30 protein-coding genes are annotated in these 24,878 nt (G+C 71.9%); 18 read left to right on the top strand and 12 right to left on the bottom strand.

The annotated features are described in order from the left end of the window. The first annotated feature begins 37 nt into the window (after positions 1 to 37). Positions 38 to 838 carry a CPBP family intramembrane glutamic endopeptidase gene (locus tag ACIF83_RS31665; RefSeq protein WP_393482666.1) on the top strand — a complete coding sequence of 267 codons (801 nt, stop codon included), beginning with the start codon at positions 38 to 40 and terminating at the stop codon, positions 836 to 838. On the opposite strand, the gene ACIF83_RS31660 is transcribed toward ACIF83_RS31665, so the two are convergent. Beyond that, the gene (locus tag ACIF83_RS31660) at positions 835 to 1,650 is read right to left on the bottom strand and encodes a PhzF family phenazine biosynthesis protein (protein ID WP_393482588.1); all 816 of its coding nucleotides are present in this window, start codon (positions 1,648 to 1,650) and stop codon (positions 835 to 837) included. The two genes, ACIF83_RS31665 and ACIF83_RS31660, sit on opposite strands and share 4 nt — an antisense overlap. Positions 1,651 to 1,695: 45 nt before the next feature. Further along, positions 1,696 to 2,142 (bottom strand): hypothetical protein, encoded by a 447-nt coding sequence (locus tag ACIF83_RS31655; protein WP_399732054.1) that lies wholly within the window; start codon positions 2,140 to 2,142, stop codon positions 1,696 to 1,698. 93 nt (positions 2,143 to 2,235) lie between these two features. Here ACIF83_RS31655 and ACIF83_RS31650 point away from each other — a divergent pair, with 93 nt between their 5' ends. After that, positions 2,236 to 2,601 (top strand): MerR family transcriptional regulator, encoded by a 366-nt coding sequence (locus ACIF83_RS31650; RefSeq protein WP_393482583.1) that lies wholly within the window; start codon positions 2,236 to 2,238, stop codon positions 2,599 to 2,601. 133 nt (positions 2,602 to 2,734) lie between these two features. Then, positions 2,735 to 3,361, top strand: coding sequence for a PadR family transcriptional regulator (locus tag ACIF83_RS31645; protein ID WP_393482581.1), 627 nt, complete (start codon positions 2,735 to 2,737; stop codon positions 3,359 to 3,361). Positions 3,362 to 3,440: 79 nt separating this feature from the next. Here the strand turns inward: ACIF83_RS31645 and ACIF83_RS31640 are convergent, their stop codons facing one another. Further along, positions 3,441 to 3,869, bottom strand: a complete 429-nt coding sequence (locus tag ACIF83_RS31640) for an SRPBCC family protein (RefSeq protein WP_393482579.1) — start codon at positions 3,867 to 3,869, stop codon at positions 3,441 to 3,443. Positions 3,870 to 4,121: 252 nt separating this feature from the next. Here ACIF83_RS31640 and ACIF83_RS31635 point away from each other — a divergent pair, with 252 nt between their 5' ends. Next, a complete protein-coding gene (locus ACIF83_RS31635; RefSeq protein WP_399732049.1) occupies positions 4,122 to 4,703 on the top strand; it encodes a Clp protease N-terminal domain-containing protein in 582 nt (193 codons plus the stop codon). 94 nt (positions 4,704 to 4,797) lie between these two features. After that, the gene (locus tag ACIF83_RS31630; protein WP_399732046.1) at positions 4,798 to 5,802 is read left to right on the top strand and encodes an EamA family transporter; all 1,005 of its coding nucleotides are present in this window, start codon (positions 4,798 to 4,800) and stop codon (positions 5,800 to 5,802) included. A 278-nt stretch (positions 5,803 to 6,080) separates the two neighbouring features. Here ACIF83_RS31630 and ACIF83_RS31625 read toward each other — a convergent pair whose 3' ends face one another. Further along, the gene (locus tag ACIF83_RS31625) at positions 6,081 to 6,764 is read right to left on the bottom strand and encodes a pyridoxamine 5'-phosphate oxidase family protein (RefSeq protein ID WP_399732044.1); all 684 of its coding nucleotides are present in this window, start codon (positions 6,762 to 6,764) and stop codon (positions 6,081 to 6,083) included. A 35-nt stretch (positions 6,765 to 6,799) separates the two neighbouring features. On the opposite strand from ACIF83_RS31625, the gene ACIF83_RS31620 reads away from it, so the two are divergent. Further along, positions 6,800 to 8,131 carry an aminotransferase class I/II-fold pyridoxal phosphate-dependent enzyme gene (locus ACIF83_RS31620; RefSeq protein ID WP_399732041.1) on the top strand — a complete coding sequence of 444 codons (1,332 nt, stop codon included), beginning with the start codon at positions 6,800 to 6,802 and terminating at the stop codon, positions 8,129 to 8,131. Between the two features lie 25 nt (positions 8,132 to 8,156). Here ACIF83_RS31620 and ACIF83_RS31615 read toward each other — a convergent pair whose 3' ends face one another. Next, entirely contained in the window at positions 8,157 to 9,080 is a 924-nt protein-coding gene (locus ACIF83_RS31615; protein WP_399732038.1) for a DMT family transporter, read from the bottom strand. Between the two features lie 74 nt (positions 9,081 to 9,154). On the opposite strand from ACIF83_RS31615, the gene ACIF83_RS31610 reads away from it, so the two are divergent. After that, positions 9,155 to 10,057 (top strand): LysR family transcriptional regulator, encoded by a 903-nt coding sequence (locus ACIF83_RS31610; RefSeq protein ID WP_393482562.1) that lies wholly within the window; start codon positions 9,155 to 9,157, stop codon positions 10,055 to 10,057. A gap of 3 nt (positions 10,058 to 10,060) precedes the next feature. On the opposite strand, the gene ACIF83_RS31605 is transcribed toward ACIF83_RS31610, so the two are convergent. Next, positions 10,061 to 10,528 carry a pyridoxamine 5'-phosphate oxidase family protein gene (locus ACIF83_RS31605; RefSeq protein ID WP_399732035.1) on the bottom strand — a complete coding sequence of 156 codons (468 nt, stop codon included), beginning with the start codon at positions 10,526 to 10,528 and terminating at the stop codon, positions 10,061 to 10,063. Between the two features lie 149 nt (positions 10,529 to 10,677). Here ACIF83_RS31605 and ACIF83_RS31600 point away from each other — a divergent pair, with 149 nt between their 5' ends. After that, positions 10,678 to 11,322, top strand: a complete 645-nt coding sequence (locus ACIF83_RS31600) for a cysteine hydrolase (RefSeq protein WP_399732032.1) — start codon at positions 10,678 to 10,680, stop codon at positions 11,320 to 11,322. A 6-nt stretch (positions 11,323 to 11,328) separates the two neighbouring features. Here the strand turns inward: ACIF83_RS31600 and ACIF83_RS31595 are convergent, their stop codons facing one another. Beyond that, the gene (locus ACIF83_RS31595; protein WP_399732029.1) at positions 11,329 to 11,850 is read right to left on the bottom strand and encodes a Rieske (2Fe-2S) protein; all 522 of its coding nucleotides are present in this window, start codon (positions 11,848 to 11,850) and stop codon (positions 11,329 to 11,331) included. A 174-nt stretch (positions 11,851 to 12,024) separates the two neighbouring features. Here ACIF83_RS31595 and ACIF83_RS31590 point away from each other — a divergent pair, with 174 nt between their 5' ends. The 7 genes from ACIF83_RS31590 (at position 12,025) to ACIF83_RS31560 (ending at position 18,134) form a co-directional block, all read left to right on the top strand. Next, positions 12,025 to 12,789: a HipA family kinase gene (locus tag ACIF83_RS31590; RefSeq protein ID WP_399732026.1), complete on the top strand. Its 765-nt coding sequence runs from the start codon at positions 12,025 to 12,027 to the stop codon at positions 12,787 to 12,789. Next, complete coding sequence (locus ACIF83_RS31585; RefSeq protein WP_393482548.1) at positions 12,786 to 13,235, top strand: DUF3037 domain-containing protein; 450 nt, start codon at positions 12,786 to 12,788, stop codon at positions 13,233 to 13,235. The genes ACIF83_RS31590 and ACIF83_RS31585 overlap by 4 nt, the downstream gene beginning before the upstream one ends. A 147-nt stretch (positions 13,236 to 13,382) precedes the next feature. Next, a complete protein-coding gene (gene fabG / locus ACIF83_RS31580; protein WP_399732019.1) occupies positions 13,383 to 14,144 on the top strand; it encodes a 3-oxoacyl-ACP reductase FabG in 762 nt (253 codons plus the stop codon). Positions 14,145 to 14,172: 28 nt separating this feature from the next. Then, positions 14,173 to 14,937, top strand: a complete 765-nt coding sequence (locus ACIF83_RS31575) for an SDR family oxidoreductase (protein WP_393482542.1) — start codon at positions 14,173 to 14,175, stop codon at positions 14,935 to 14,937. A gap of 201 nt (positions 14,938 to 15,138) precedes the next feature. Beyond that, on the top strand, positions 15,139 to 16,716 hold the full coding sequence (locus ACIF83_RS31570; protein WP_399732016.1) for an ABC transporter substrate-binding protein: 1,578 nt from the start codon (positions 15,139 to 15,141) through the stop codon (positions 16,714 to 16,716). Between the two features lie 82 nt (positions 16,717 to 16,798). Continuing rightward, the gene (locus tag ACIF83_RS31565; protein WP_393482536.1) at positions 16,799 to 17,482 is read left to right on the top strand and encodes a uracil-DNA glycosylase; all 684 of its coding nucleotides are present in this window, start codon (positions 16,799 to 16,801) and stop codon (positions 17,480 to 17,482) included. 130 nt (positions 17,483 to 17,612) lie between these two features. Next, positions 17,613 to 18,134 carry a hypothetical protein gene (locus tag ACIF83_RS31560; RefSeq protein ID WP_399732103.1) on the top strand — a complete coding sequence of 174 codons (522 nt, stop codon included), beginning with the start codon at positions 17,613 to 17,615 and terminating at the stop codon, positions 18,132 to 18,134. Positions 18,135 to 18,159: 25 nt separating this feature from the next. Here ACIF83_RS31560 and ACIF83_RS31555 read toward each other — a convergent pair whose 3' ends face one another. The 3 genes from ACIF83_RS31555 to ACIF83_RS31545 all read right to left on the bottom strand — a co-directional run bounded on the left by ACIF83_RS31555 (position 18,160) and on the right by ACIF83_RS31545 (position 19,896). Next, positions 18,160 to 18,633 (bottom strand): hypothetical protein, encoded by a 474-nt coding sequence (locus ACIF83_RS31555; RefSeq protein ID WP_399732013.1) that lies wholly within the window; start codon positions 18,631 to 18,633, stop codon positions 18,160 to 18,162. A gap of 115 nt (positions 18,634 to 18,748) precedes the next feature. Next, the gene (locus tag ACIF83_RS31550) at positions 18,749 to 19,261 is read right to left on the bottom strand and encodes a DinB family protein (protein WP_393482530.1); all 513 of its coding nucleotides are present in this window, start codon (positions 19,259 to 19,261) and stop codon (positions 18,749 to 18,751) included. A gap of 44 nt (positions 19,262 to 19,305) precedes the next feature. After that, entirely contained in the window at positions 19,306 to 19,896 is a 591-nt protein-coding gene (locus tag ACIF83_RS31545) for a TetR/AcrR family transcriptional regulator (RefSeq protein ID WP_393482527.1), read from the bottom strand. Positions 19,897 to 19,970: 74 nt separating this feature from the next. Between ACIF83_RS31545 and ACIF83_RS31540 the strand changes: the two genes are divergently transcribed. Both ACIF83_RS31540 and ACIF83_RS31535 read left to right on the top strand, forming a co-directional pair. Further along, positions 19,971 to 21,182, top strand: a complete 1,212-nt coding sequence (locus tag ACIF83_RS31540) for an FAD-dependent monooxygenase (RefSeq protein ID WP_393482525.1) — start codon at positions 19,971 to 19,973, stop codon at positions 21,180 to 21,182. 10 nt (positions 21,183 to 21,192) lie between these two features. Then, on the top strand, positions 21,193 to 22,104 hold the full coding sequence (locus ACIF83_RS31535; RefSeq protein ID WP_393482523.1) for a Gfo/Idh/MocA family protein: 912 nt from the start codon (positions 21,193 to 21,195) through the stop codon (positions 22,102 to 22,104). Here ACIF83_RS31535 and lnt read toward each other — a convergent pair. Together lnt and ACIF83_RS31525 are read right to left on the bottom strand one after the other, a co-directional pair. Next, positions 22,022 to 23,587 carry an apolipoprotein N-acyltransferase gene (gene lnt / locus ACIF83_RS31530; protein ID WP_399732008.1) on the bottom strand — a complete coding sequence of 522 codons (1,566 nt, stop codon included), beginning with the start codon at positions 23,585 to 23,587 and terminating at the stop codon, positions 22,022 to 22,024. The two genes, ACIF83_RS31535 and lnt, sit on opposite strands and share 83 nt — an antisense overlap. Positions 23,588 to 23,670: 83 nt before the next feature. Continuing rightward, on the bottom strand, positions 23,671 to 24,153 hold the full coding sequence (locus tag ACIF83_RS31525) for a nuclear transport factor 2 family protein (RefSeq protein ID WP_393482517.1): 483 nt from the start codon (positions 24,151 to 24,153) through the stop codon (positions 23,671 to 23,673). Positions 24,154 to 24,244: 91 nt separating this feature from the next. On the opposite strand from ACIF83_RS31525, the gene ACIF83_RS31520 reads away from it, so the two are divergent. Beyond that, positions 24,245 to 24,868, top strand: coding sequence for a DUF4291 domain-containing protein (locus ACIF83_RS31520; RefSeq protein ID WP_393482514.1), 624 nt, complete (start codon positions 24,245 to 24,247; stop codon positions 24,866 to 24,868). The last annotated feature ends 10 nt before the right edge of the window (positions 24,869 to 24,878 follow it).

Genomic DNA, 24,878 nt, shown 5'->3' with positions numbered 1-24,878 from the left:
CATGCTGTGACCTCGCATGACCGGACCGAAGGCAGGAGTGCACGTGGAGGCTGACCCGGTGGCCGAGGCGTACCCGCGGGAGCGGTTCTCGCGGCGGATCCTCCGCGACGAGACGCTGCTCGTCCTGGGGCTCTCGCTGGGCGCGAGCGGGGTGTCCGCGCTGATCAGCTTCGTCGGGTCGGTCACCAAACCGGGTGGGCTCAGGGAGCAGGCGGCCACCCTCAACGCCTCGGCCGCGCCCGGCCGCCCCTGGCTCGACCTCGCCTGGCAGCTCTTCGGCATCGCCAGCGCGCTGGTCCCCGTGGCCCTGGTCGCCCACCTGCTGATGCGCGAGGGCGAGAGCATGCGCACGCTGGGCTTCGACCGCACCCGCCCCTGGCCCGACCTCGGCCGGGGCGCGGGCGTCGCGGCCGTGATCGGAAGCACCGGCATCGCCTTCTACCTGGCCGCCCGCGGCCTCGGCTTCAACCTCACCGTGGTGCCCGAGGCGCTGCCCGACGTGTGGTGGAAGTACCCGGTGCTGATCCTGTCCGCCCTGCAGAACGCGATCCTCGAAGAGGTCATCGTCGTCGGCTATCTGCTGCGCAGACTCGGGCAGTTGGGCTGGACCCCGGGGACCGCACTGGTGGCCAGCGCGGTCCTGCGCGGCTCGTACCACCTCTACCAGGGCATCGGCGGCTTCATCGGCAACATGGTCATGGGCGTGGTCTTCGTCTGGCTCTACCGCCGCTGGGGCCGGGTCGGCCCACTGGTCGTCGCGCACTCCCTGCTCGACATCGGCGCCTTCGTCGGCTACGCCCTCCTCGCCGGCAAGGTGGGCTGGCTGCCCACGGCCTAGGACCCGAGCAGCTCGCCCTCGATGACCGTGACCGCGCTGCCGGTGAGCAGGGTGCGGTCGCCGCGCAGTCCGGTGCGGACCAGGCCGGTGCGGCGGGAGGCCTGCAGACCGGTGAGGTCGTCCCGGCCCAGGCGGGCGGACCAGTGCGGGGCGAGCGAGGTGTGCGCGCTGCCGGTGACCGGGTCCTCGTCGATGCCGAGGTTGGGGAAGAAGCAGCGGGAGACGTAGTCGTAGCCGAGCGACGGGTCGTCGGCGAGGGCCGTCGCGATGACGCCGCGCGAGGAGTGGGCCGCAAGGGCCTTGAAGTCCGGGGCGAGCCCGCGGACCGTACGCTCGTCGGCCAGTTCCACCAGCAGGTCGCCGACGTCGGGGCCGGTGTCGTGAGCACCGACCGGTTCGGCGCCCAGCGCCCTGGCGAGCCCGGTCGGCAGCTCGACCGGGGTGAGCGGGGCGGTCGGGAAGTCCAGGGTGATCGAGCCGTCCGCACCCGGCGTGGCGATGAGCACCCCACTGCGGGTGGTGAACCGCACCGGTCCCTCGTGGGCACCGGTGGTGTACAGGACGTGGGCGGTGGCGAGGGTGGCGTGCCCGCACATCGCGACCTCGGTGACGGGCGTGAACCAGCGCAGCGCCCAGTCCTCGGGGCCGCCCTCGGGCAGCCGGTGCGCGAACGCCGTCTCGGCGTGGTTGACCTCCAGAGCGACCTTCTGGAGCCAGTCGTCGTCCGGGAAGACGTCGTCCAGGATCAGGACTCCTGCCGGGTTGCCGGCGAAGGGGCGGTCGGTGAAGGCGTCGACGATTCGGATGTGCATGGCCCCGACGCTAGGGGCGTGGGAAGCCGCGGGACCAAGGCCAATTCAGGAACCCTGGACCGAATTCACGCCGGTGGCACGGCCGGCCGTGACCCACGGGGCGAGCTGGGCGACGCCGAACGCCACTTCCACGACCAGGAAGGGCCACAGCACCTGCGGACCGCCGTGCGCCAGCGCGTACGCCTGCCACAGGGCGAAGAGCGTGCGCGCGACTCCGTCCAGGAGCCCGTGCAACGGCAGCGGCCGTACGACCCGCAGGACGGACCAGACGACCACGACCGAGCCCATCAGGTTGGCGTACAGGATCTGCATCGGGTCCAGCGCCGGGAAGGCACCCAGGCCGGCCGCGTCACCCGCCTCCGCCAGCAGGTGGTGCACCAGCGTGTACGTCCACGGCGTCGCGAAGCCGGCGGTGACGAGCAGGTCGTACCAGCCGCTGGCCCGTACGAGGCGGAGATAGGCGGGGCGGTGGGGGGCGGGGAAAAGGCTCACGGAGAACTCCTCGGGCGGGTCCGTCTCTGACGCGGCTCACGCTAAACAGCGGAGTACGCTCCAAGGTCAAGTCCGGGGAGCGGCGGGGGAGTCATGCGCATCGGAGAACTGGCCGCACAGGCGGGCCTGTCCAAGGACACCGTTCGCTTCTACGAGCGGATCGGGCTGATCGAGGGCCGCCGTCTGTCCAACGGCTACCGCGACTTCCCGCCCGAGACGGTGACCTGGCTGCACTACGTCCGCACCGCACAGACCCTCGGCTTCACGCTCGCGGAGATCGCCCGGCACGGCGCGGACCTGCGCGACGCCCCGGACAGCGCCGAGGCGCTGTCCGCACTCCTCGCCGACAAGATCCGCATCATCGACACCCGCATGTCCGAACTCGCGGCGCTGCGTGCAGATCTCACGTCCCGCGTCGACACGGGCTGCCCGCTGCGGGCGGCCGGGACGGACGCCTGAGCCCCACCGGGACGACCCGGAGCCATCCCCGGAAAGGGGCTTGCCGCACTATCGGTACCGATATATCGTTGATGCATCGCGTAAGGAACGCGACCGATATGTGACTGATCAGTGATGGAATGGAGTGATCGCGATGCGTACCCACGGTTTCGAGCGTGGACATCGTCAGGACGGCCCGGGCCGGCACGGCTGGGGCGGGTTCGGTGGATTCGAAGGGCGCCGGGGTGCCTTCGGGCCCTTCGGCCCGGGTGGTCCCGGGTTCGGGCCCGGCTTCGGGCCGGGGCCCTGGGGGCCGCGAGGACGGGGTGGCCCGAGGGGGAGGGCGCGGCGCGGTGACGTGCGCGCCTCGATCCTGGCCCTGCTCAAGGACCGGCCCATGCACGGCTACGAGATGATCCAGGAGATCGCCGAGCGCAGCGGCGGCGCGTGGAAGCCCAGTCCCGGCTCGGTCTACCCCACCCTCCAGCTGCTGGAGGACGAGGGTCTGATCGCCAGTGAGAGCGAGGGCGGCAAGAAGCTGTTCGCCCTGACCGAGAACGGCCGCAGCGTCGCCGAGGAAGGTCCGGAGGCCCCCTGGGAGGAAGCCTCGCGCGGGGTCGACTTCGAGGCCCTCGGTGAGATCCGGCAGGCAGGCTTCGGTCTGATGCAGGCCTTCGGGCAGGTCTGGAACACCGGCACCAAGGAACAGCGCGAGAAGGCGCTGGCCGTCATCAACGACGCCCGCAAGAAGCTGTACCTCATCCTCGCCGACGAGGACTGAGGCCTGCGGCGACGGAAGGCGCCCCGTGGAGACTCCGCGGGGCGCCTTCCCGTGTCCGTCCCTGTGTCCGTGTCCGGGCTCAGGCCACCAGTCCGCCCAGCTTGCGCAGCGACTCGTTCAGGGCGGCCGTCGCCGAGTCCTTGAGCTTGCCCGCCATCAGCGACACCGCGGCGCCGGTGAACTCGCCGTCGATGCGGACCGTCGTGGCGTCGCCGTCAGGGAGGAGCGTGTAGCGGGTGGCCACGGTCACGGCCATGGGGCCCTTGCCGCGGATGGCGAACACCCGCGCCGGCTCCAGCTCCTCGATGGTCCAGTCGACCTCCGCCGGGAAGCCCATCAGCTTCATGTTCTCCTGGAAAGTCCCGCCCACCGCCAGGCTCTCGGGCCCGCCCTTGGGGAAGCTGGTGTGGGTCGCGTTCCACTCGCCGTACGCCGACCAGTCGGTGAGCTGGGTCCACACCTTCTCGGCCGGTGCCTGGATGCGTGCCTCGGCGCTGACTTCGGCCATGCGACCACCCCTTCGTTTCGGGCTTCGGTGTCGCGGAACGTAGCCTCATGGCCTCGAACATTCAATACTGATGAACCGTCAGAAATTGTGTTCTCCGGAGGCGTGCACCCGGTACACGCACCTGCGGCCAAGAGGGGCCTGATCTCCTCCGTAAGGATGAGATTCCGGCCGGTGATGTCCACTCTGTGCGGGACGCGAAAATGGTTCCCCTCGCGGATGACTCGGCCCGCTGGGGCTGATGAGGTAGAGGATGTGCAACACCGTATAGCCCGTCAGCCCGCCCATGACCAGGGCGGCCTGCCCACGGACGACGACGCCGGGCTCAGTGCCGAGCTGGCGGCGGTGGTCGCCGGTGCCCGCCGCAGGGCCCTGCGGGACGGGGACCGGCAGATCGACACCGCCCATCTGCTCCACTCTCTTCTGGAGTCCGACCCCGAGGCCCGCGCCGCCGTCGGCGAAGCCCCGCAGCTCGCCCGGCTGCTCGGCTACCTCGTGCAGCGCAGCATCGGCTACGGGCTGCGCTGGCAGAGCGGCGTGGAGGACTCCGGAGCGATCGCGGTCGTACCGGACCCCGCTTCGTACGGCGGTGAACCCAAGGAGGCCGGGGGCTGGTCGCCCGTCGCGGCCGCCGCCATGGAGGACGCCCGCCGACGCGCCCGGCAGCGTGGCGAGACCCGGGCGGGCGGCATCGACCTGCTGGCCGCGCTGGTGGTGGACCCGGAGTCCCGGGCCGTCGCGGTCCTGGAGCGTGCCGGCATCCCCGCAGACCACCTGCGAGCCCGGATCGAGGCCCGCCCGGGGGAGTACGCCGGCGAGGGCGGGGCGGCCTGCTGAACCGGCGTTCCGGCACCCAGGCCGGCCCCCGAGAAGTCCATCCCCTGAGACAGGTGTCAACGGGGATGACGCTCATGTCAGCGCCTGTCATCATGTGCCGGTGCATACGTCTGAGAGCAGTCAGGGCAGCCACGGCAAGGGCGCCGGGCTCGGTCTCGCCCTCGTTTCCGCGCTGGCCTTCGGCGGGTCCGGAGTGGCGGCCAAACCGCTGATAGAGGCGGGTCTCGACCCGCTCCACGTGGTGTGGCTACGCGTGGCCGGCGCCGCCCTGGTGATGCTGCCGCTCGCCGTGCGGCACCGCGCCCTGGTGCGCCGCCGCCCCACGCTGCTCGCCGGGTTCGGGCTGCTCGCTGTCGCCGGCGTCCAAGCCTGCTACTTCGCCGCGCTCTCCCGCATCCCGGTCGGCGTGGCACTGCTCGTCGAGTACCTGGCTCCCGCGCTGGTGCTCGGCTGGGTGCGGTTCGTGCAGCGGCGGCCCGTCTCGCGTGCCGCCGCCCTCGGCGTGGTGCTCGCGGCCGGCGGTCTCGCCTGCGTGGTGGAGGTGTGGTCGGGGCTGAGCTTCGACGCGCTCGGCCTGCTGCTCGCGCTCGGCGCCGCCTGCTGCCAGGTCGGCTACTTCGTCCTGTCCGACCAGGGCAGCGAGGCCGGCAACCAGGCGCCGGATCCGCTCGGCGTCAGCGCCTACGGCCTGCTCGTGGGAGCCGCCGTCCTGACCGTCGTGGCCCGCCCCTGGAGCATGGACTGGTCGGCGCTGGCCGGCTCCGCGGACATGAACGGCACCGCTGTCCCGGCCTTCGCCCTGCTCGGCTGGATCGTCCTGGTCGCCACGGTCGTCGCGTACATCACCGGCGTGCTGTCCGTGCGACGGCTGTCCCCGCAGGTCGCGGGCGTCGTCGCCTGCCTGGAGGCGGTCGTCGCGACCGTCCTGGCCTGGGTGCTGCTCGGCGAGCACCTGTCGGCGCCGCAGATCGTGGGCGGTGCCGTCGTCCTCCTCGGCGCGTTCATCGCCCAGTCCTCGACACCGGCCAAGGGTTCCGGCGAGCCGGTGGCCCGGGGCGGCGTGGAACGGGAGCTGTCCGCCCCGGGTACGCCTGCCTAGGGTGCTGATCACGCCGCTGAACGCACTCGTCCGTCCGTCCACGGCCGCCTGAGGCGGGTCTCCGGGAAGAAGGCACCCGGCAGGTGGAACCGCGCGGGTCGGTGCTGCCCGCAGACGAAGTCCGCGCGCCCTGCGTCGGCGCGCCCTGCGTCGGCGCGCCCTGCGTCCGCGCGCCCTGCCACGGTGACCGGCACCCCGCTGGCGCTCGGAGCGGTCGCCGGCCGGACGTTCGCCGAGGCCCGCGACCGCCGTCGGACGGTCCCGGTGTGACCCCCGCGTCAGAGCGCGGCGATGTACTCCGGGACGTCGATGCCGGGCGCCAGGTCGGTGTTGTCGACCGGCGTGCCGTAGCCCTTGCGCAGCGGGACCACCCCGGCCCAGTGCGGCAGGTCGAGGTCCTCGGGCTCGTCGTTCGCGCCGCCGGTGCGGATCTTGGCGGAGACCTCGTCCAGGTCGAGGCGGATGACCGCGGTGGCGGCCAGCTCCTTCTTGTTCGCGGGCCGGGAGTCGGCGGCCCGGCCCGGCACGACCTGGTCCACCAGCGCGTCCAGGGCCAGCCGCCGCTCCTCGGGGTCGGTGACCTCGTGCGCGATGCCGTGCACCACCACGGAGCGGTAGTTGATCGAGTGGTGGAAGGCGGAGCGGGCGAGCACCAGCCCGTCGACATGGGTGACCGTCAGGCACACCGCGAGGCCCGGGTCCGCCTCACCGGTCATGCGCAGCGGGCGCGAACCCGTGGACCCGTGCACGTAGAGCCGCTCGCCGACCCGGCCGTACAGCGTCGGCAGCACCACCGGGGCGCCGTCGCGGACGAAGCCGAGGTGGCAGACGTAGCCCTCGTCGAGTATCGCGTGCACCACGTCCTTGTCGTACGACGCCTTCTGCGCGGATCGCGTCGGCACGGTGCGGTCGGTCGGGGTGTACGCGACGGGCTTCGGCGGAGTCTCCTGGGTCCCCTGCATGGCGTTCTCCATTGCACTAGTGCATAATTGATTTTGTGCTAGGAGAGTATCCGATTCAGGGGCACGGCGCAGCAGAGATTGCGGCCAGTGTCGAGCGCGCGGTCGGCGCCGGTGAGCTGGAACCGGGCCAACCACTGCCTCCCATGCGGGAGTTGGCGACCCGGCTCGGGGTGAACCCGAACACGGTCGCGGCCGCCTATCGCACTCTGCGCGAGCGCGGGGTGATCGAGACCGCCGGCCGCCGGGGCAGCAGGGTCCGGCCGAAGCCGGCGACGACGGGCCGCGAGCAGATCCAGGTGGCCGTGCCGGAGGGCGTGCGGGACATGGCCGACGGCAACCCGGACCCCGCGCTGCTGCCCCACCTGGCAAAGGCGTTCGCGGCGGCCGCCGCGCAGGGCGACCGGGAACCCGTGCTGTACGGGCACGACCCGGTGGAGCCGGAGCTGGCGCGTCTCGCCCGCGCCGCCCTGGACGCCGACGGAGTGCCCGACGGCCCCATCGGCGTGGCCTCCGGATCGCTGGACGCCGCCGAGCGGGTCCTGGCGGCGCACCTCAAGCCGGGCGACCAGGTGGCGGTGGAGGACCCCGGCTGGGGCAGGGTGCTGGATCTGGTCCCGGCGCTCGGGTTGCGCGCGGTGCCCGTCGGCGTCGACGACGAAGGGCCATGCCCCGAGGACGTCAGGCGGGCGCTGGAGTCCGGGGCGCGCGCCCTGATCGTCACGGACCGGGCGCAGAACCCGACAGGTGCCGCACTGACCGCCACGCGCGCGCGTGCGCTCCGGTCGGTGCTCCGGGAGTACCCCGAGACCCTGTTGATCGAGGACGACCACGGTCACGGCATCGTCGATGTGCCCCTGTCCCCGCTCGCCGGGGTCACCCGCCACTGGGTCTTCGTCCGCTCCGTCGCCAAGGCCTGGGGCCCGGATCTGCGCCTGGCCGTGTTCACCGGGGACGCGGTCACCGTCGACCGGGTGCGGGGGCGGCAGCGCCTGGGTGCCGGGTGGGTGAGCCTGCTCGTCCAGCGGGCCGTCGTGAGGCTGTGGAACGACGGCGCAGTGGACACACACGAGGTGGCGGCCTCGTACGGCGGCCGCCGGGACGCCCTGATCAAGGCTCTGACCGAACGCGGTGTGGCGGCGCACGGCCGCAGCGGCATGAACGTCTGGGTCCCGGTCCCCGACGAGACGGGCGTGGTGGCCCGCTTGCTGCACGCGGGCTGGGCGGTCTCGCCGGGGGCCCGCTTCCGCCTGAACGCTCCACCGGGGATCCGCATCACGATCTCGACGCTGACGACGGAGGAGGCCGGTGAGCTGGCGGATGCGGTGGCGGCAGCGGTGGGCCCGGCACCGGCCAGGACGTATGTGTAGCGAAGGCCGACGGCACCTCGCCCCCTCAGGCCTTCCGCTTCACCTGGGTGAGCGCGGCGCCCGCGAGAACGATCAGGGCTCCCACCGGCGTGGTCCAGCGCAGCGACTCCCCGAGGATCGCCACCCCCGCAGCCGTGGCGATGACCGGGATGAAGTACGTGACCATCTGGGCAGTGGTGGGCCCGACTTCCGCGACCAACCCGTACTGAATGAGAACCGCCAGCCCCGTCCCCAAGGCTCCCAGCGCGGCGATCGCCAGCAGCGGAACGAACGAGAAGTGCGCCGGCAGGCTGGTGAACAGAGGTGTCACAACGGCCAGTTGAACAGTCGCCAGCAGCAACTGCGCCCCGGTCATCGCCAGATGCGAGTTCCCCGTCCCCGCCAGCGTCCGCCGTACATAGATCCACCCGACCGGATAGCTCAGCGAGGCCGCCAGGGCCATGGCGGTGCCCGTGGCATCGAGCCCGTGGAACCCCTGCCACGCCCCGAGCACCGTCAGCACCCCCAGGAAGCCCAGGCCGAGGCCGGCGAAGCGAACCCGCGTGGGCCGGTCCTCCGAGAGCGCGACCAAGGAGAGTGCCATGCCCCACAGCGGTGAGGTGGCGTTGCAGATGCCCGCCAGTGTGGAGGGGATCGTCAGCTCGGAATAGGCGAAGAGGGAGAACGGGAGGGCGTTCAGGAAGAAAGCGGCGACCGCCATGTGCCCCCAGACCCGCGCCCCCCGCGGCAGCCGCTCCCGCTTCACGGCCATCGTCGCCGCCAGCACCGCCGTACCGAAGACCAGCCGGCCCAGGGTGACCTGGAAGGGCGCGTAGCCCTCCGTGCCCACCTTGATCAGCAGGAAGCTGAAGCCCCAGATCAGCGAGAGGGCGCCGAAGCGCAGCTGCCAGTCGAGGCGGGGGCGGGTGGGGGTGGGGGACTGGGTTCGGGGTGCGGTGACCGTGCTCATGGCATCAACGATGCTGGAGGCAACCTCGTAGCACAATCGAGATTTCCCACTCGGTATCTCTTAGGATTGCTTACATGTTGAACCTGGAGCGCCTGCGCACCCTGGACGCCCTCGCCCGGCACGGCTCGGTCAGTGCCGCCGCCGAGGCGCTGCACGTCACCACGTCCGCGGTCTCGCAGCAGCTGGGCAAGCTGGAGCGGGAGGTCGGCCAGCAGCTGCTGGCCAAGAACGGGCGGGGTGTGCGGCTCACGGACGCGGGGCGGCTGCTGTCCGAGCACGCGGCCCGGATCCTCTCGCAGGTCGAGCTGGCCCAGTCCGACCTGGAGGCGCATCGCGGCCAGGTCGTCGGCGAACTGCGACTGTCGGCGTTCCCGACCGCCGCCCGCGGCCTGTTCCCGACCGCGCTCGGCGCCCTGCGCGCCCAGCACCCGGGGCTGCGGGTGCGCTCCAGCGAACTGGAGCCGGAGCAGGGCATCGCCGGTGTCGTGCGCGGCGACCTCGATCTCGCGGTCGTCCTCGACTGGTACAACAAGCCGATGCCCGTGCCGGACGGCCTCGTCAAGGCTCCGCTGCTGGACGACGCGGCCGACGTCGCCCTGCCCGTCGGGCACCGCCTCGCGGACCGGGACGAGGTGGACCTCGCCGAGTTCGCGGAGGACGAGTGGATCACCTGGGGCGAGGGCGAGTTCTGTCACGAGTGGCTGATGTTCACGCTGCGCTCGAAGGGCATCGAGCCGATCGTCGGCCACCGGGCCGGCGAGACCCACACCCAACTCGGCCTGGTCGCCGCCGGGTTGGGTGTGTGCATCGCACCGCTGCTGGGCCGCCACCCGGTGCCGCCGGGCATCGTCCTGGTCCCGCTCAAGCAGCGCGTACGCAGGCACGTGTACGTCGTCTGGCGCGCGGACGCCGACCGTCGCCCGTCGATCCGGGCGGCGGTCGAGGCCCTGCGCACGTCGGCCCGGCAATCCGGCTGAGCGCTACGCCCCGAGCTTCCGGAAGTCCCAGGACACGATCTTCTCCGGGACGAGCCGCGCCCAGGCGTGCCGGCCGTCGTGCGGCATCTCGTCCAGGCCGAAGTTCTTGCGGGCGAACAGCGTCTCAGCCGTGTCGAGTTCGGCGCACAACTCGCCGGTCCGCGGCACCTCGCCGACGAACTCCACCCGCCCGGACAGCTCGACCCCGCGCAGCTGGTCGTACTCCTCGCCCGAGTCGACCACGACCGCCACCCGCGGATCGCGGCGCAGCTGGACCCAGCGCCGGCTGCGGACCACCGAGTACAGCCACAGCGAGGTGCCGTCCCAGGCGAACCAGAGCGCGCTGACGTGCGGCGCGCCGTCCGTCGAGACCGTGGCGACCCGGCAGGTGCGCTGACTGGTCAGGAACTCGTCCAGCTCTCCGGGCGTCATCATGATCTTCCGGCCCCGGCGCTGCTGAGTGACGGTCATACGGCCCCCTCTTCTCCCACGTCGTGCCAGAGGACTTCCGAGTACTGTTGATCCTCTGACATCACGTCAGAAAAGGGAATGGGTCGACTTCCGCTGTCGCCTCGTTGTGGTTACTCTCACCGCCCCGCACCTCGGCGAACGGAGGCGCCATGCCGTCGTACGAAGAGCTCGGCGAACTGCTCGATCCCGCGAGCACGGTCCTGCTGACAGTGGAGTGCCAGCAGGGGGTGGTCGGCCCGGACAGCGCGCTGCCCGAACTCGCCCGCGAGGCCCGCTCCTCCGGTGCCCTGCGCAACGTGGCCCGGCTGGTCTCCGCCGCGCACGAGACCGGGGTGCAGGTGATACACGCCCTCGCCGAGCGCCGCCCGGACGGCCGGGGCGCGAACCGCAACGCCCGCCTCTTCCGCGCCGCCGAACGGCTCCCCGTCCAGCAGCTGGCCGGCACCACCGCGGTGCGGGTCGCGCCCCCGATCGAGGTCACCGAGGAGGACTTCGTCGTGCGACGGCTGCACGGCCTGTCCCCGATCCAGGGCACCGAGGTCGACGCACTGCTGCGCAACCTCGGCTGCCGCACCCTGATCGTCACCGGCGTCTCGGCCAATGTGGCCGTGCCCAACGCGGTGTTCGACGCGGTCAACCGCGGCTACACCGCCGTCGTCCCGGCCGACGCCATCGCGGGTGTGCCCGCCGACTACACCCCCGCGATGATCCGCAACACCCTCGCCCTGGTCGCCACCATCACGTCCACGGACGAGGTGCTCGGCTGCTTCGAACGGCCGCGCCGGCGGCCGTGACGCGGCTCAGGCCAACTTGATCTCGTCGCCGGAGACGGTGATCTTCGCGGCGGCCAGCGGCTGGGTCGCGGGACCCTGCTTCACGCTGCCGTCCTCGGCGGAGAAGTGACTGTTGTGGCACGGGCAGACGATCACGCCGTCGGCCACACTGCCCACCGCGCAGCCCTGGTGGGTGCACTTCGAGGAGAAGGCCTTGTAGGTGCCCGCCGCGGGCTGGGTGACCACCACGCCCTGGTCCTTGAAGATCTTGCCGCCGCCCTCCGGGATGTCCGTGGTCTTGGCGAGGGCCGTGCCGCCGGCCGAACCGCCCGAGGCCGAGGAACCGCTGTCCTGCGAGGCCCCGGTGGATCCCGTGGGGCCGGTGGACCCGGTCGTGCCGGACGAACCGGACCCGGTGTTGACGGTGTCGGACGAATTGTCACCCGAACCGCAGGCGGTCAGCGCGGCGGCGAGCCCTGCCGCTCCCGCCGCCGCCATGACGGTACGACGGGCCGGTCCCGCTTCGGGCTTGGGCGATGCGCTGGTCATGTGGGCGTTCCCTTCCGCGGAGCTTTTCGTGATCCGTCCAGGGGTACGGTCCTCGGGCACCACCTGTTCAGACGGGCACCCTGATCCTTGCCCGGCGGGCATGAGGCGGCCGTAAGACACAGCTGTCGACGAGCTGTCGGCGGGGCGCGGCTCCCGCGCCAGTAACCTGGGGCGATGCTCAAGGAAGTCACCGTGACCCGCTACATCACGCCGCTGCGTGAGGGCGGCTCCTTGCCGGGGCTCGTCGAGGCCGACGACTTCGGGACGTACGTCATGAAGTTCACCGGCGCCGGACAGGGCCGCAAGACACTGGTCGCCGAGGTCGTCTGCGGCGAACTCGCCCGCCGGCTCGGATTCCGGATGCCCCGCCTCGTCACCGTCGAGCTGGACTCCGTCCTGGGGCTCGGCGAGCCCGAGCAGCAGGTGCAGGAGCTGCTCCGGTCCAGCGGCGGCACCAACCTCGGCATGGACTTCCTCTCCGGCGCCCTCGGCTACGACCCGCTCGCCTTCCCGGTGAGCTCCGAGGAGGCCGGGCGGATCGTCTGGTTCGACGCGCTGATCAACAACGTGGACCGCTCCTGGCGCAACCCGAACCTCCTCGTGCACCGCGGTGAGCTGTGGCTCATCGACCACGGCGCCACGATGATCTGGCACCACAACTGGCCCTCCGTCGAGGCCTCGGCGGCCCGCCCCTATGACGCCTCCGACCATGCCCTCGCCCGGTTCGCCCCGGACGTGACCGCCGCCGCGGCAGAGCTGGCCCCCAAGGTCACCGAGGACCTCCTGGCCGAGGTCACCGCCGAGATCCCCGACGCCTGGCTGGCCGGCGAGCCCGGTTTCGACACCCCGGACGACCTGCGGCGGGCCTATGCGCGGCCCCTGCTCTCCCGGGCGGCCGTCATCGCCGAGCGCATCACGGGAATCGAGGAGGGCAAGTGAGCGAGACCCGCATCCACATGGCCGGCCATGTGGTCGAGCGCCACATCACCCGGGCGGGCCAGGGCGGCGACCGGGACGTGTTCGAGTACGCCCTGCTGCGGGTCGTCCCGCGCGTCGAGCGCGGCGAGTGCATCAACGCGGGCGTGGTCGTCTACTGCCGCGCCCAGGCCTACGTCGGCGCCCGCATCCACCTGGACCAGGCCCGGCTGCTCGCCCTCGACCCCGATGCCGACGTGGCCGGGGTGCGGGCCGCGCTCGCCGCGATCGAGCGTCACTGCGCGGGCGGTGAGGAGGCCGGACAGGCGGCAGGCGACGACGCGGGACGCCGCTACCGCTGGCTGATCGCCCCCCGCTCCACCATCGTCCAGCCCGGACCCGTGCACACCGGACTGACCACCGACCCGGCGGCCGAAACCGAGCGTCTGCTGGACCTCCTGGTGAGGTAATGGATCACACCACCCGGTGTCCCGTTGACACCGGGTGCCAGGACTTCTAGCGTCACGTGTGCTGAAGGTACTAAGCGGTCGCTCACCGCACCACACGGGCTCCCTCAAGAGCCAGACAGGTTCTCTCAAGGGCGAGGAGAAGCAGCAATGTCCACCACTGAACAGCGGGTCGCGATCGTCACCGGCGCGGCGCGCGGCATCGGCGCCGCCACCGCGGTACGACTGGCCGCCGAGGGGCGCGCGGTCGCCGTGATCGATCTGGACGAGGCCGCCTGCAAGGACACCGTGGAGAAGATCACCGCGGCCGGCGGCAAGGCCATCGCGGTCGGCGCGGACGTCTCCGACGAGGCGCAGGTCGAGGCCGCCGTCGCACGGGTCGCGGCGGAGCTGGGCACGCCGACGATCCTGGTCAACAACGCAGGCGTGCTGCGCGACAACCTGCTGTTCAAGATGAGCGTCGCCGACTGGGACACCGTCATGAACGTCCACCTGCGCGGCTCGTTCCTGATGACCAAGGCCGTGCAGAAGCACATGGTCGACGCGGGCTTCGGCCGGGTCGTCAACCTCTCCTCGTCCTCGGCGCTCGGCAACCGCGGCCAGGTGAACTACTCGGCCGCCAAGGCCGGCCTGCAGGGCTTCACCAAGACCCTCGCCATCGAGCTGGGCAAGTTCGGCATCACCGCCAACGCCGTCGCCCCCGGCTTCATCGCCACCGAGATGACCAAGGCCACCGCCGACCGCGTCGGCATGGGCTTCGACGACTTCAAGAAGGCCGCCGCCACCCAGATCCCGGTGCAGCGCGTCGGCGAGCCCGAGGACATCGCCAACGCCATCGCCTTCTTCACCGGCGAGGCGGCCGGCTTCGTCTCCGGCCAGGTCCTGTACGTGGCCGGCGGACCGCTCAACTAGGGAACTCGGGACACAGGGGTACACGGACATGACTGAACTCCCGGAGCTTTCCGGCAAGGTCGCGCTGGTCACCGGCGCGAGCCGCGGCATCGGCTACGGCGTCGCCGAGGCGCTGGTCGCCCGCGGTGACCGCGTCTGCATCACCGGACGCAACGAGGACGCCCTGAAGGAGGCCGTCGAGCAGCTCGGCGCCGAGCGGGTCATCGCCGTCGCCGGCAAGGCCCACGACCTCGCCCACCAGGCCGAGGCCGTCGAGCGCACCATGGAGGCCTTCGGCCGCGTCGACTTCCTGGTCAACAACGCCGGCACCAACCCGGTCTTCGGGCCCATCGCCGACCTCGACCTGGACGTCGCCCGCAAGGTGTTCGAGACCAACGTGATCTCGGCGCTCGGCTTCGCCCAGAAGACCTGGCACGCCTGGCAGAAGGACAACGGCGGCGCGATCGTCAACATCGCCTCGATCGCGGGCCTCGCGCCCTCGCCGTTCATCGGCGCCTACGGCGTCAGCAAGGCCGCGATGATCAACCTGACCCAGCAGCTGGCGCACGAGTTCGCGCCGAAGGTGCGGGTCAACGCGATCGCTCCGGCCGTCGTGAAGACCAAGTTCGCCCAGGCCCTGTACGAGGGCCGGGAGGCGGAGGCGGCCGCGGCCTACCCGCTCGGCCGGCTCGGCGTGCCCTCCGACATCGGCGGGGCGGCCGCGTTCCTGACCTCCACCCAGTCCGACTGGGTCACCGGCCAGACGCTCGTCGTGGACGGCGGCATCTTCCTCAACGCCGGCGTGGGCGCCTGACCTGCTCGGTCCGGTCGTCTCGTTCGGGCGCCGTTTCCCAGCGGAACGGCGCCCGAAACGTGTCATACGGTCCGGACGGTGCAATGACAACGTCGTCATAGCACAATCGATCAAGAACGTCCGCCCCTGGGGTGGTTCACAGGCCCGGACGCTGCGGTATGGTCTGCCGACCCTTGGTATGGCAGATCGAGGAGCGTGCGCGTGTTCAACCGGAACCGATTCCTGCGGAGAGTCGCGGCGATCGCGTCCATATCCCTGGTGGCCGGCTGCAGTCTGTTGTCCGACGGCGATCCCAACAGCAAGGGCCCCATCGTCGTGGGCACCACCAGTGCCCCCAGCACGCTCGACCCGGCCGCTGCCTGGGACGGCTCCTGGGAGCTGTACCGGAACATCTTCCAGACGCTTCTCGCCTACCCGAACGGCGCCACGACCCCCCAGCCCGACGCCGCCGAGAGCTGCTCCTTCACCGACTCCAGCAGCCGGACCTACCGCTGCAAGCTGCGCGCGGGCATGAAGTTCGCCGACGGAGACCCGCTGAACGCCGAGGCGGTCCAGCACTCCATCGACCGCATCCGCACCATCAACGCCCCCGGCGGCCCCGCCGGACTGCTCGGCAGCCTGGACAGCGTGGACACGGTCGGCGACCGCGAGGTGGTCTTCCACCTCAACCAGTCCGACGCCACCTTCCCGTTCGTGCTGGCCACCCCGGCCATGTCGATCGTCGACCCCGACGACTACCCCGCGAACTCCCTGCGCAAGGACAACAAGGTCTACGGCTCCGGGCCGTACGAGCTGCAGTCCTACGAGGAGGGCAAGCGGGCCGTCCTGGTCCGCAACGACCACTACGACGGCTTCGCCGAGCGGCAGAACGACGCGGTGACCATCCGGTACTTCCAGGACTCGGCCGCCATGGTCAAGGCCCTGCACGACAAGCAGATCGACGTCACCTACCGCGGTCTGGCCGCCGACGACATCATCTCCCTGCAGCGGCACGGCAACACCGACCTCCAGCTGGTCGACGGCGCCGGCACGGACATCAGCTACCTGGTGTTCAACCCCAAGGACCAGTGGGCCAAGCAGCCCGCCGTCCGCAAGGCCGTCGCCCAGGTCGTCGACCGGGGCGCCATCGCGCACAAGGTCTACAAGGACACCGTGGACCCGCTGTACTCCATGGTCCCCAAGGGCCTCACCGGCCACACCACGGCCTTCTTCGACGACTTCGGCGACCCGAGCGTCTCCAAGGCCCACAAGATCCTCCAGAACGCGGGCATCACCCAGCGCGTCCCGCTCACCCTCTGGTACACCACCGACCGTTACGGCTCCGAGACGGCCCTGATGTTCCAGGAGCTGAAGCGGCAGCTGGACGACTCCGGCCTGTTCTCGATCACCCTCAAGAGCCGCCCCTGGAAGACCTACGTGGTCGGCTACCAGAAGGGCGAGTACCCGGTGTTCGGCCGCGGCTGGTTCCCGGACTTCCCCGACGCGGACAACTTCATCGCGCCGTTCGTCGGCGAGAAGAACGCCCTCGGTACGCCCTACGACTCGAAGCAGATCACCTCGGTGCTGCTGCCCCGCTCGCGCGCCCAGAGCGACCGCGCCAGGGTGGTCAAGGACCTCAAGGAGGCCCAGCAGATCATGGTGAACGACGCCCGGCTGATCCCGCTGTGGCAGGGGCGGCAGTACGTGGCGGCCACCGACGACATGTCCGGCGGCGAGCGCGCCCTCGACCCGTCGACGATCATGATGATGTGGGAGCTGCACCGCAAGACCAGCTGGTGAATCCGGCTCACGGCACCGGTTGTCAGTGGTCGCCTGTAGGTTCTTGAGCCGGCAAGTGACCACACATCGTGAGGACGTTGACGTGACCGACATCGCCATGCTGCCCGAGTCCTGGCGCGGGGTTCTGGGCGACGAGCTGCAGCAGCCCTACTTCAAGGAGCTGACCGAGTTCGTCGAGGAGGAGCGGGCGAACGGTCCCGTCTACCCGCCGCGCGACGAGGTCTTCGCCGCGCTGGCGGCGACGCCGTACGAGAAGGTCAAGGTCCTCGTCCTCGGCCAGGACCCGTACCACGGCGAGGGCCAGGGCCACGGCCTGTGCTTCTCGGTCCGCCCGGGGGTGAAGACCCCGCCCTCCCTCCGGAACATCTACAAGGAGATGCAGGAGGAGCTTGGCCTGCCGGTCCCTGACAACGGTTATCTGATGCCGTGGGCCGAGCAGGGCGTGCTGCTGCTCAACGCGGTGCTCACCGTCCGGGCCGGCGAGGCCAACTCGCACAAGGGCAAGGGCTGGGAGAAGTTCACCGACGCCGTCATCCGCGCGGTCGCCTCCCGGCCCGACCCGGCGGTCTTCGTGCTGTGGGGCAACTACGCGCAGAAGAAGCTCCCGCTGATCGACGAGAGCCGGCACGTCGTGGTCAAGGGCGCGCACCCCTCGCCGCTGTCCGCGAAGAAGTTCTTCGGCTCCCGCCCGTTCACGCAGATCAACGAGGCGATCGCCGCGCAGGGCCACGAGGCAATCGACTGGACCATTCCGAACCTGGGCTGACCCGCCCCGCGGGCGGCCCCGTGTCGTACGGGGCCGCCTGCCCGGGATTGCCGTCCCCGCCGGTTAGCGTCGGGACGGACAGATGACCCGACAGCCGGCCCGACAGCCGACGACGGCCCCGGAGGACGTGGTGGCGGAGCGACAGGAGCAGGCGGCGCCGGATGCCGTGCTGACGCGGATCGGGCAGGTCGTGATGCTGCATCACGGAGGCGACCGCGAGGAGGCCCGGCACCGCTTCCTCCAGCTGTGGGCGGAGATCGGCGAGGAGGGCGCCCCGCTGCACCGCTGCACCCTGGCCCACTACCTGGCCGACACCCAGGACGACCCCTCCGACGAACTGGCCTGGGACCTGAGGGCGTTGTCAGCCGCGGAGGAGCTGGCGGACGGCCGCGGCGCCGGTGACCCGCTGAGCGTCCGCGCCTTCTTCCCCTCGCTCCACCTCAACCTGGCCGCCGACTACGTCAAGCTGGGCCACGCCGAGGCCGCCCGCAGCCATCTGCGCCGGGCCCGCCGCACCGCCGGCTCCCTGACCGACGACGGCTACGGCAACGGCGTACGGGCGGCGATCAGCCGCCTGGAGCTGCGCCTGGGGGAGGACGACTACCCGGGCGGCGACTCGTGGGGCCCACCGCGACAGCGGCCCACTCCCTAGCGGCCGTATGCCGGTACGGCCAGGATCAACGGCTGTACGCCTGCTCGCAGACCACCGCCTCGGGGCTGTCCCGGCGCCAGCCGCCGTACTGCTTGCCGAGGGCGCACACGTCCGGGGCCTTCGGGACCGGCTGTGACACGTCCGGGATGTCGCCGCGCTGCTCGCGGGGGTGGTCCGGGCGCGGGTGCGGCCGGGGGTGTGCGGGCGGGGCCGACGTGCGGTGGGTGTCCGGCGGTGCGGCCGGCGCCCGGTGCGGGGTGGCGGTCGGTCGGACGGGGTGCCGGTGCTTGGACGGGCCGACCATGTCCAGCGCCTCCCGCGCCGGCGCCTGCACCACCCGCGGCTCGGCACTGCCGTCCGGCCGGGGCGAGGACGGCTGCGAGGGCGCGGTGTCGGGTGGGGGCGCCGGTGTCGCCGGGCGCGGTACCGTCACACAGCCGGAGAGGGCCGAGACGGCCACGGTGACCAGGAGCGCTGCGGTGGTCGTCGTTCGATGCACCCGGGCAACTCTGGTGGGTCGGCGCCCGGATTGGCATCGCTCACCGGAGGTTGATCCCCCCGCACGGGTGATCTCGTGCCCCGTACGGAGGGTCTCGGAGTGCCGAGGGTGACGTTCAGTCGCCGGTGGCGCCGTCGATCCGCTCGCGGACGAGGTCGGCGTGGCCGTTGTGCCGGGCGTACTCCTCGATCATGTGCGTGTAGATCCACCGGAGGCTGAACGGCTCGTCGGTGAACCGGCTCCTGCCCCGGGAGAGATCGTCGAGCGCGAAGCCGGCCGCGTTGCGCCGGGCCGTCTCGATCTCCGCCTGCCAGGTGCCGTACGCCTCCTCCCAGGTGTCCGCCGCGGTGAGGTGGAACTCGCCGTCCCGGTCCTCCTCGGTGAAGTAGATCGGCCCGGGGTCGTCGCCCACCAGGACCTTGCGGAACCAGCCCCGCTCCACCTCGGCCATGTGCCGCACCAGGCCCATCAGGGACAGCTCGGACGGCGGCACGGACGCGGTCCGCAGCTGCTCGTCGGTCAGTCCCTGGCACTTCCAGGCCAGCGTCTGGCGGTGATAGTCCAACCAGCCCTCCAGCATGGCGCGTTCACCGGCGTTCGGGGCGGGCTCCTGGCGTTCCGTCGTCATGCCCGCATCCTCGCAACACCACGCAGATTGCCACCAGGGGTTTTTCAGGTGCCCAGCATGCCGGTCAGCAGCTCCCGCAGCCCCGTGCGCACCTCCTGAAGGCTCGGTACCTCGGCGCTGAAGGAACCGGCCGCGCACGAGAACATCAGCCCGTCCGCCCAGGCGATCACCGACAGCACGTGCCGGGCCGGGTCGGTCGAGCCGACCGATGTGAGCAGTGCCGCGAGCTGCTCCTTGAAGACGGCGCCGGTCGCGTCGTAGTAGGCGCGCAACTCGGGGCGGCGGGAGGCTTCCAGAGCCAGTTCGTAGCGGGCGATCAGCAGCTCGCGGCCCCCGGTCAGGGAGCGGTGCACCGCCAGGGCCAGTCCCTCGGCCAGCGCGTCGAGCCCGCCCCGCGGGTCCGGCATCCCCTCCGGCGCGAGCATCCGCGCCTCCCGCTCGGCGTCCCGCCGCACCGCGAGTTCCAGCAGCGCCTGCCGGGTGCGCGCCACGTTCGAGGTCGAGCCCTGCGGCAGCCCGGCCGCCTCGTCCACCGCCCGGTGCGTCAGCCCGCGCATACCGCGCTCGGCGAGCAGGGCGAGGGCGGTGTCGGCCACGAGATCGGCACGGGACGTGCTCGGGGTGCGTACGGACATGAGCTGACCCTACCCGCTTCACTACGGCTGTAGTAAAGTCGCGCACACTACAGGTGTAGTTTCCAGGAGGAGTCATGGCACAGTCGGCCCGCGCGATCGTCATCGGCGGCGGAATCGGAGGCCTGACCGCGGCCGCGGCCCTGCACCGGCGGGGCTGGGAGGTCACCGTGCTGGAGCGGGCCCGCTCGCTGGAGCCGGTGGGCGCGGCCATCTCGCTCGCCCCGAACGCCCTGCGCGCCCTGGACGTCATCGGCATCGGCGACGAGATCCGCGACCTGGCCGCCTGGCAGGGAGACGGAGGCCTGCGCACCCCGGGCGGGCGGTGGCTGTCCCGCTCCAGCGCCGAGGCCGCCGCCGCCCGCTTCGGCGGCCCGCTGGTCCTGCTGCCCCGCACCACCCTCGTCGGCCGCCTCGCCGCACTGCTCCCGCCCGGCGCCGTCCGCACGGCGGCCGCCGCGACCCTCGCCGACCCGGGGGACAGGGCCCGCCCGGCCCGAGTGGCCGTGGCCGGCGAGGAACTGGAGGCCGACCTGGTGGTCGGCGCGGACGGCATCAACTCCCGTGTCCGGAGCGCGCTGTTCCCCGACCACCCGGGGCCGGTGTACGCCGGGTTCACCACCTGGCGGGTGCTGATCCCGGTGCCCGGCGTCGAGTTCGCCTCGCACGAGACCTGGGGCCGGGGCCGCATCTGGGGCACCCACCAGCTCAAGGACGGCCGGGTCTACGCCTACGCGGCCGCCATGACCCCGGCCGGGGAGCGGGCTCCCGACGACGAGCAGGCCGAACTGCTGCGCCGGTTCGGTGACTGGCACGACCCGATCCCCGCCGTCATCGCCGCCGCCCGTCCCGAGGACGTCCTGCGCCACGACGTCCATCACCTCGCCCAGCCCCTGCCCGCCCACCACCTGGGCCGGGTCGCCCTCCTCGGCGACGCGGCCCACGCCATGCCGCCGACCCTCGGCCAGGGCGGCAACCAGGCCGTCGAGGACGCCATCGTCCTCGCCGTCCCTCACTCCCGGCTTCGCTCGAGCGGGGGGACCTCCATCGCCGACGACCTCGCCGCGTACACCGCCGCCCGGCTGCCGCGTACGACGGCGATCGCCCGGCAGGCCGTCAAGGTGGCCCGCCTCAACATGGCCGGGAGCCGGGCCGTCGTCGCCGTACGCGACACCGCGATCGCCGCCCTGTCGAAGGCCGGCCCCGCCCTGTTCCTGCGGAGCTTCGACGGCATCGCCGACTGGCGGCCGCCGTATGCTTCCGAGGAGGTACACGCGGGCAAGCGGTAGGGGAGCGCACGTGAAGGTCGGTTGCATCGGTCTCGGGGACATCGCGCAGAAGGCGTACCTGCCGGTGCTGGGCACCCAGCCGGAGATCGACCTCCACCTGCAGACCCGCACGCCCGACACCCTCGCCCGGGTCGCGGACTCGCTCCACCTGCCCGGGGACCGGCGGCACACGACCCTGGACTCCCTGCTGGAGACGGGTCTCGACGCGGCCTTCGTGCACGCGCCCACCGTCGCCCACCCGGAGATCGTCACCCGGCTGCTCGAAGCGGGCGTGCCCACGTACGTGGACAAGCCCCTGGCCTACCGGCTCGCAGACTCCGAACGGCTGGTGGCTCTCGCCGAAGAACGCGGCGTCTCGCTCTTCGTCGGCTTCAACCGGCGCTACGCCCCCGCGTACGCGCAGTGCCAGGACCACCCGCGCGAACTGATCCTCATGCAGAAGAACCGGATCGGGCTGCCCGAGGAGCCGCGCTCGATGATCCTGGACGACTTCATCCACGTCGTCGACACCCTGCGGTTCCTGGTGCCCGGCCCGGTCGACGACGTCACCGTCCGCGCCCGCACCGAGTCCGGACTGCTCCACCACGTCGTGCTCCAGCTCGCCGGGGACGGCTTCACCGCGCTCGGTGTGATGAACCGGCTCAGCGGCTCGGCCGAGGAGATCCTGGAGGTCTCCGGGCAGGACACCAAGCGCCAGGTGCTCAACCTCGCCGAGGTCGTCGACCACAAGGGACAGCCGACGGTGCGCCGGCGCGGCGACTGGGTTCCGGTGGCCCGCCAGCGCGGCATCGAGCAGGCGGTCCTGGCCTTCCTGGAGGCGGTGCGCGCGGGCAAGGTGCTCAGCGCCCGTGACGCACTGGCGACCCATGAGCTGTGCGAGCGGGTCGTACGAGCGGTTCTCGGCCCGTCCGGCGCTGCCTGAGCGCCCGTACGCCCTCGGTGCCGCACAGCGCCGCCAGCACCAGCAGCGCGGCGTGCACCGGCCAGTCGCCGTAGCGGACGTACGGCGTGACGCCGTGCGCGAGCGGCACCTCGTACACGCGGGCGGTGCTCGCGCCGGTGCCGAGCCACGGGCCGAGGCGCTGCCCGCTCGGGCCGTAGACGGCGGAGACGCCGGTCAGGGTGGCGTGCACCATCGGGCGGCCGGTCTCGGCGGCGCGCAGCGCGGCCAGCGAGGCGTGCTGCTCCGGAGCCCAGCTGCGCTGGAAGGTCGAGGTCGCGGACTGGCCGAGGAGTATGTCGGCACCGTCCTGGGCGAGATGCCGGCTCATGTCGGGGAACGCGGTCTCGAAGCAGATCATCGGGCCGATGCGCAGCCCGTGCCCGACGTCCATCACGACCTGTTCGGTGCCCCGCCGCCGGTCCTCGCCCGCCGCCTTGCCGACGGAGGTGGCCCAGCCGAGCAGGGAGCGGGCCGGGACGTACTCCCCGAAGGGAACGAGGCGCATCTTGTCGTAGCGGGCGCCGGTCGAGCCGTCCGGGCCGATGAGCACCGAACTCTTGTAGATGCCGGGCCGGTCCGAGCGGCGCGCGTCCACGTTGACCAGGATGTCCGCACCGGTCTGCCGGGACAGCGCCGCGATCCGCCGCGCCAGGTCGGGCCGGCGGCTCAGATCGAAGCCGACGCTGCTCTCGCCCCAGACGACCAGGTCGACGTGCTGCCCCGTCAACTGCCGGGTCAGCTGCTCCTCGTGGTCGAAGCGCCGACCGCCGCCGTCCATGACGCCGGGCTGTACGACGGCGATCCGGACGCGCCCGTCGATGTCCGGGCGGGGTGCCCACACCCAGGCCGCCGAAGTGGCGGCGGCGGTGGCGACGAGCGAGGCGAGGGCGGGTATCCGGAACTCGCGCACGGCCACCAGCATGGCGACCGCGACGTTGACGGCCACCACCAGGAAACTGAGCAGCCACACCCCGCCCACCGAGGCCAGCCGCAGCGCCGGGCCCACCTGCCACTGGCTTGAGCCGAGCATGCCCCAGGGCCCGCCGAGGCCCTGCCAGGAGCGGACCAGCTCCACCGCAAGCCACGCCGACGGCAGCACCAGCAGCGCGGCCACGCCCCGGCCCGGCGACGGTGTCCCGCCCAGGAACCGGCGGACCAGCCAGCCCCAGGGTGCCCACAGCAGACTCAGCAGCCCGGCTATCAGGAACAGGAACACGTGCAGGCTCGGCAGCAGCCAGTGGTGCACGGCCAGCATCAACCCGAAGCCGCCGCACCAGCCGTCGTACGCCGCCCGCCGCCCGGTCGGCGCCGAGCGCACCAACAGGATCCAGGGGACCAGAGCCACGTACGCGAACCACCACAGCGAGGGCGCCGGGAACGCGAACACGGGCAGAGCGCCCGCGAGAGCGGCGGCGACGGAGCGCCGCCAGGGGGAGGTCAGCCAGCGGTCGAACGTCCTCATACGGAGTCTCCCTACCAAGGGCTGCCTCCAGTGTGCGCGCCGGAAGCGATCTCCGACAGAGGGCGTCGGGGCGGCTCAACGGCTCACTCGGGCAGGGCCGCCGGGCTGCGCTCGGGCATCCGGCGCCACTTCTCGTGCACGACGACCTCGCGCAGCCGCCAGCCCTCCCGTGTGCGCAGCAGCCCGAAGTCGTACCGGCCGCCGCACACCAGGTCCGGCGCGCCGGAGCCGCCGTCGCCGGCGAAGCGCATCGGGTTGACGTAGTCGGCGCGCACCCGGGCGGTGTCCCCGGTGTCGTGCTCCAGGATCCCGAACCGCAGCCGCCGGTTGACGATCAGGTGCTGCCGCATCGCGAACAGGTCCAGGCTCTCGGCGAGCCATCCGGCCACCCGGCCGGCCTCGCCCTCGATGCCGCCGGCGGAACGGTAGTCGGCCCGCCCGTCCGGCGTGAACAGCCCTCGGTACGCCGCCCAGTCACCGTCATCCACCGCCACCGCGTACTCGGTGACCAACTCGTCCACGGCCAGCCGGTCCATCACGGTAGCGAGCTCCACACGCTGCGTCATCGGCACAGTGTTGGGCACCAGGGGCCGGGTGCCAAGAGGCGCGCCGAATATTCGGTGGTGCGGTGGAGGCCGGACGACCGAACCTGTCCTCGTGAACGATCAGTCAGTCGAACAAGTAGTTGAACCTGAGCCGAAGTTCCGGATCCGGGCCCGCCACACGGATTCCACGGTCACCGTCTACCAGGCGTACCGACCGGAGATCGGCGGCCCCGCGGCCCGCACCGGCCGTTTCCCGGCCTCCTGGAAGCGGGACCGGATGACCTGGATCAAGCCGTCCTTCCTGTGGATGATGTACCGCTGCGGCTGGGGCGCCAAGGAGGGACAGGAGACGGTCCTCGCCGTCGAGATCGCCCGCGACGGCTTCGAGTGGGCCCTGCGGAACTCCTGCCTGTCGCACTACGTCTCCGGTCTGCACGAGAACCAGGCGGCCTGGAAGCGGGAGTTGAGGCAGTCGCCGGCCCGCGTCCAGTGGGACCCGGAGCGGGACCTGCACCTCAACCCGCTGCCGCACCGCTCGCTGCAGCTCGGCCTCGCGGGCGAGGCGGCCGCCCGGTACGCGGACGAGTGGATCGTCGCCATCGAGGACGTGACACCGCTGGCGACGGAGGTCCATGGGCTGGTGCGGGCCGGTGACCTCGACCGGGCGGCGGAGCTGCTGCCGCAGGAGCGGCCGTATGCCGTGGCCGACGAGGTGCTCGCGCATCTGCGCGCGTAGCCGTCGAGTC

It is taken from the genome of Streptomyces sp. NPDC085866 (assembly GCF_044541035.1).
GTDB lineage: Bacteria > Actinomycetota > Actinomycetes > Streptomycetales > Streptomycetaceae > Streptomyces.
The sequence above is the reverse complement of the archived record's forward strand: the minus strand, read 5'-3'. Positions and strand labels throughout refer to the sequence as shown.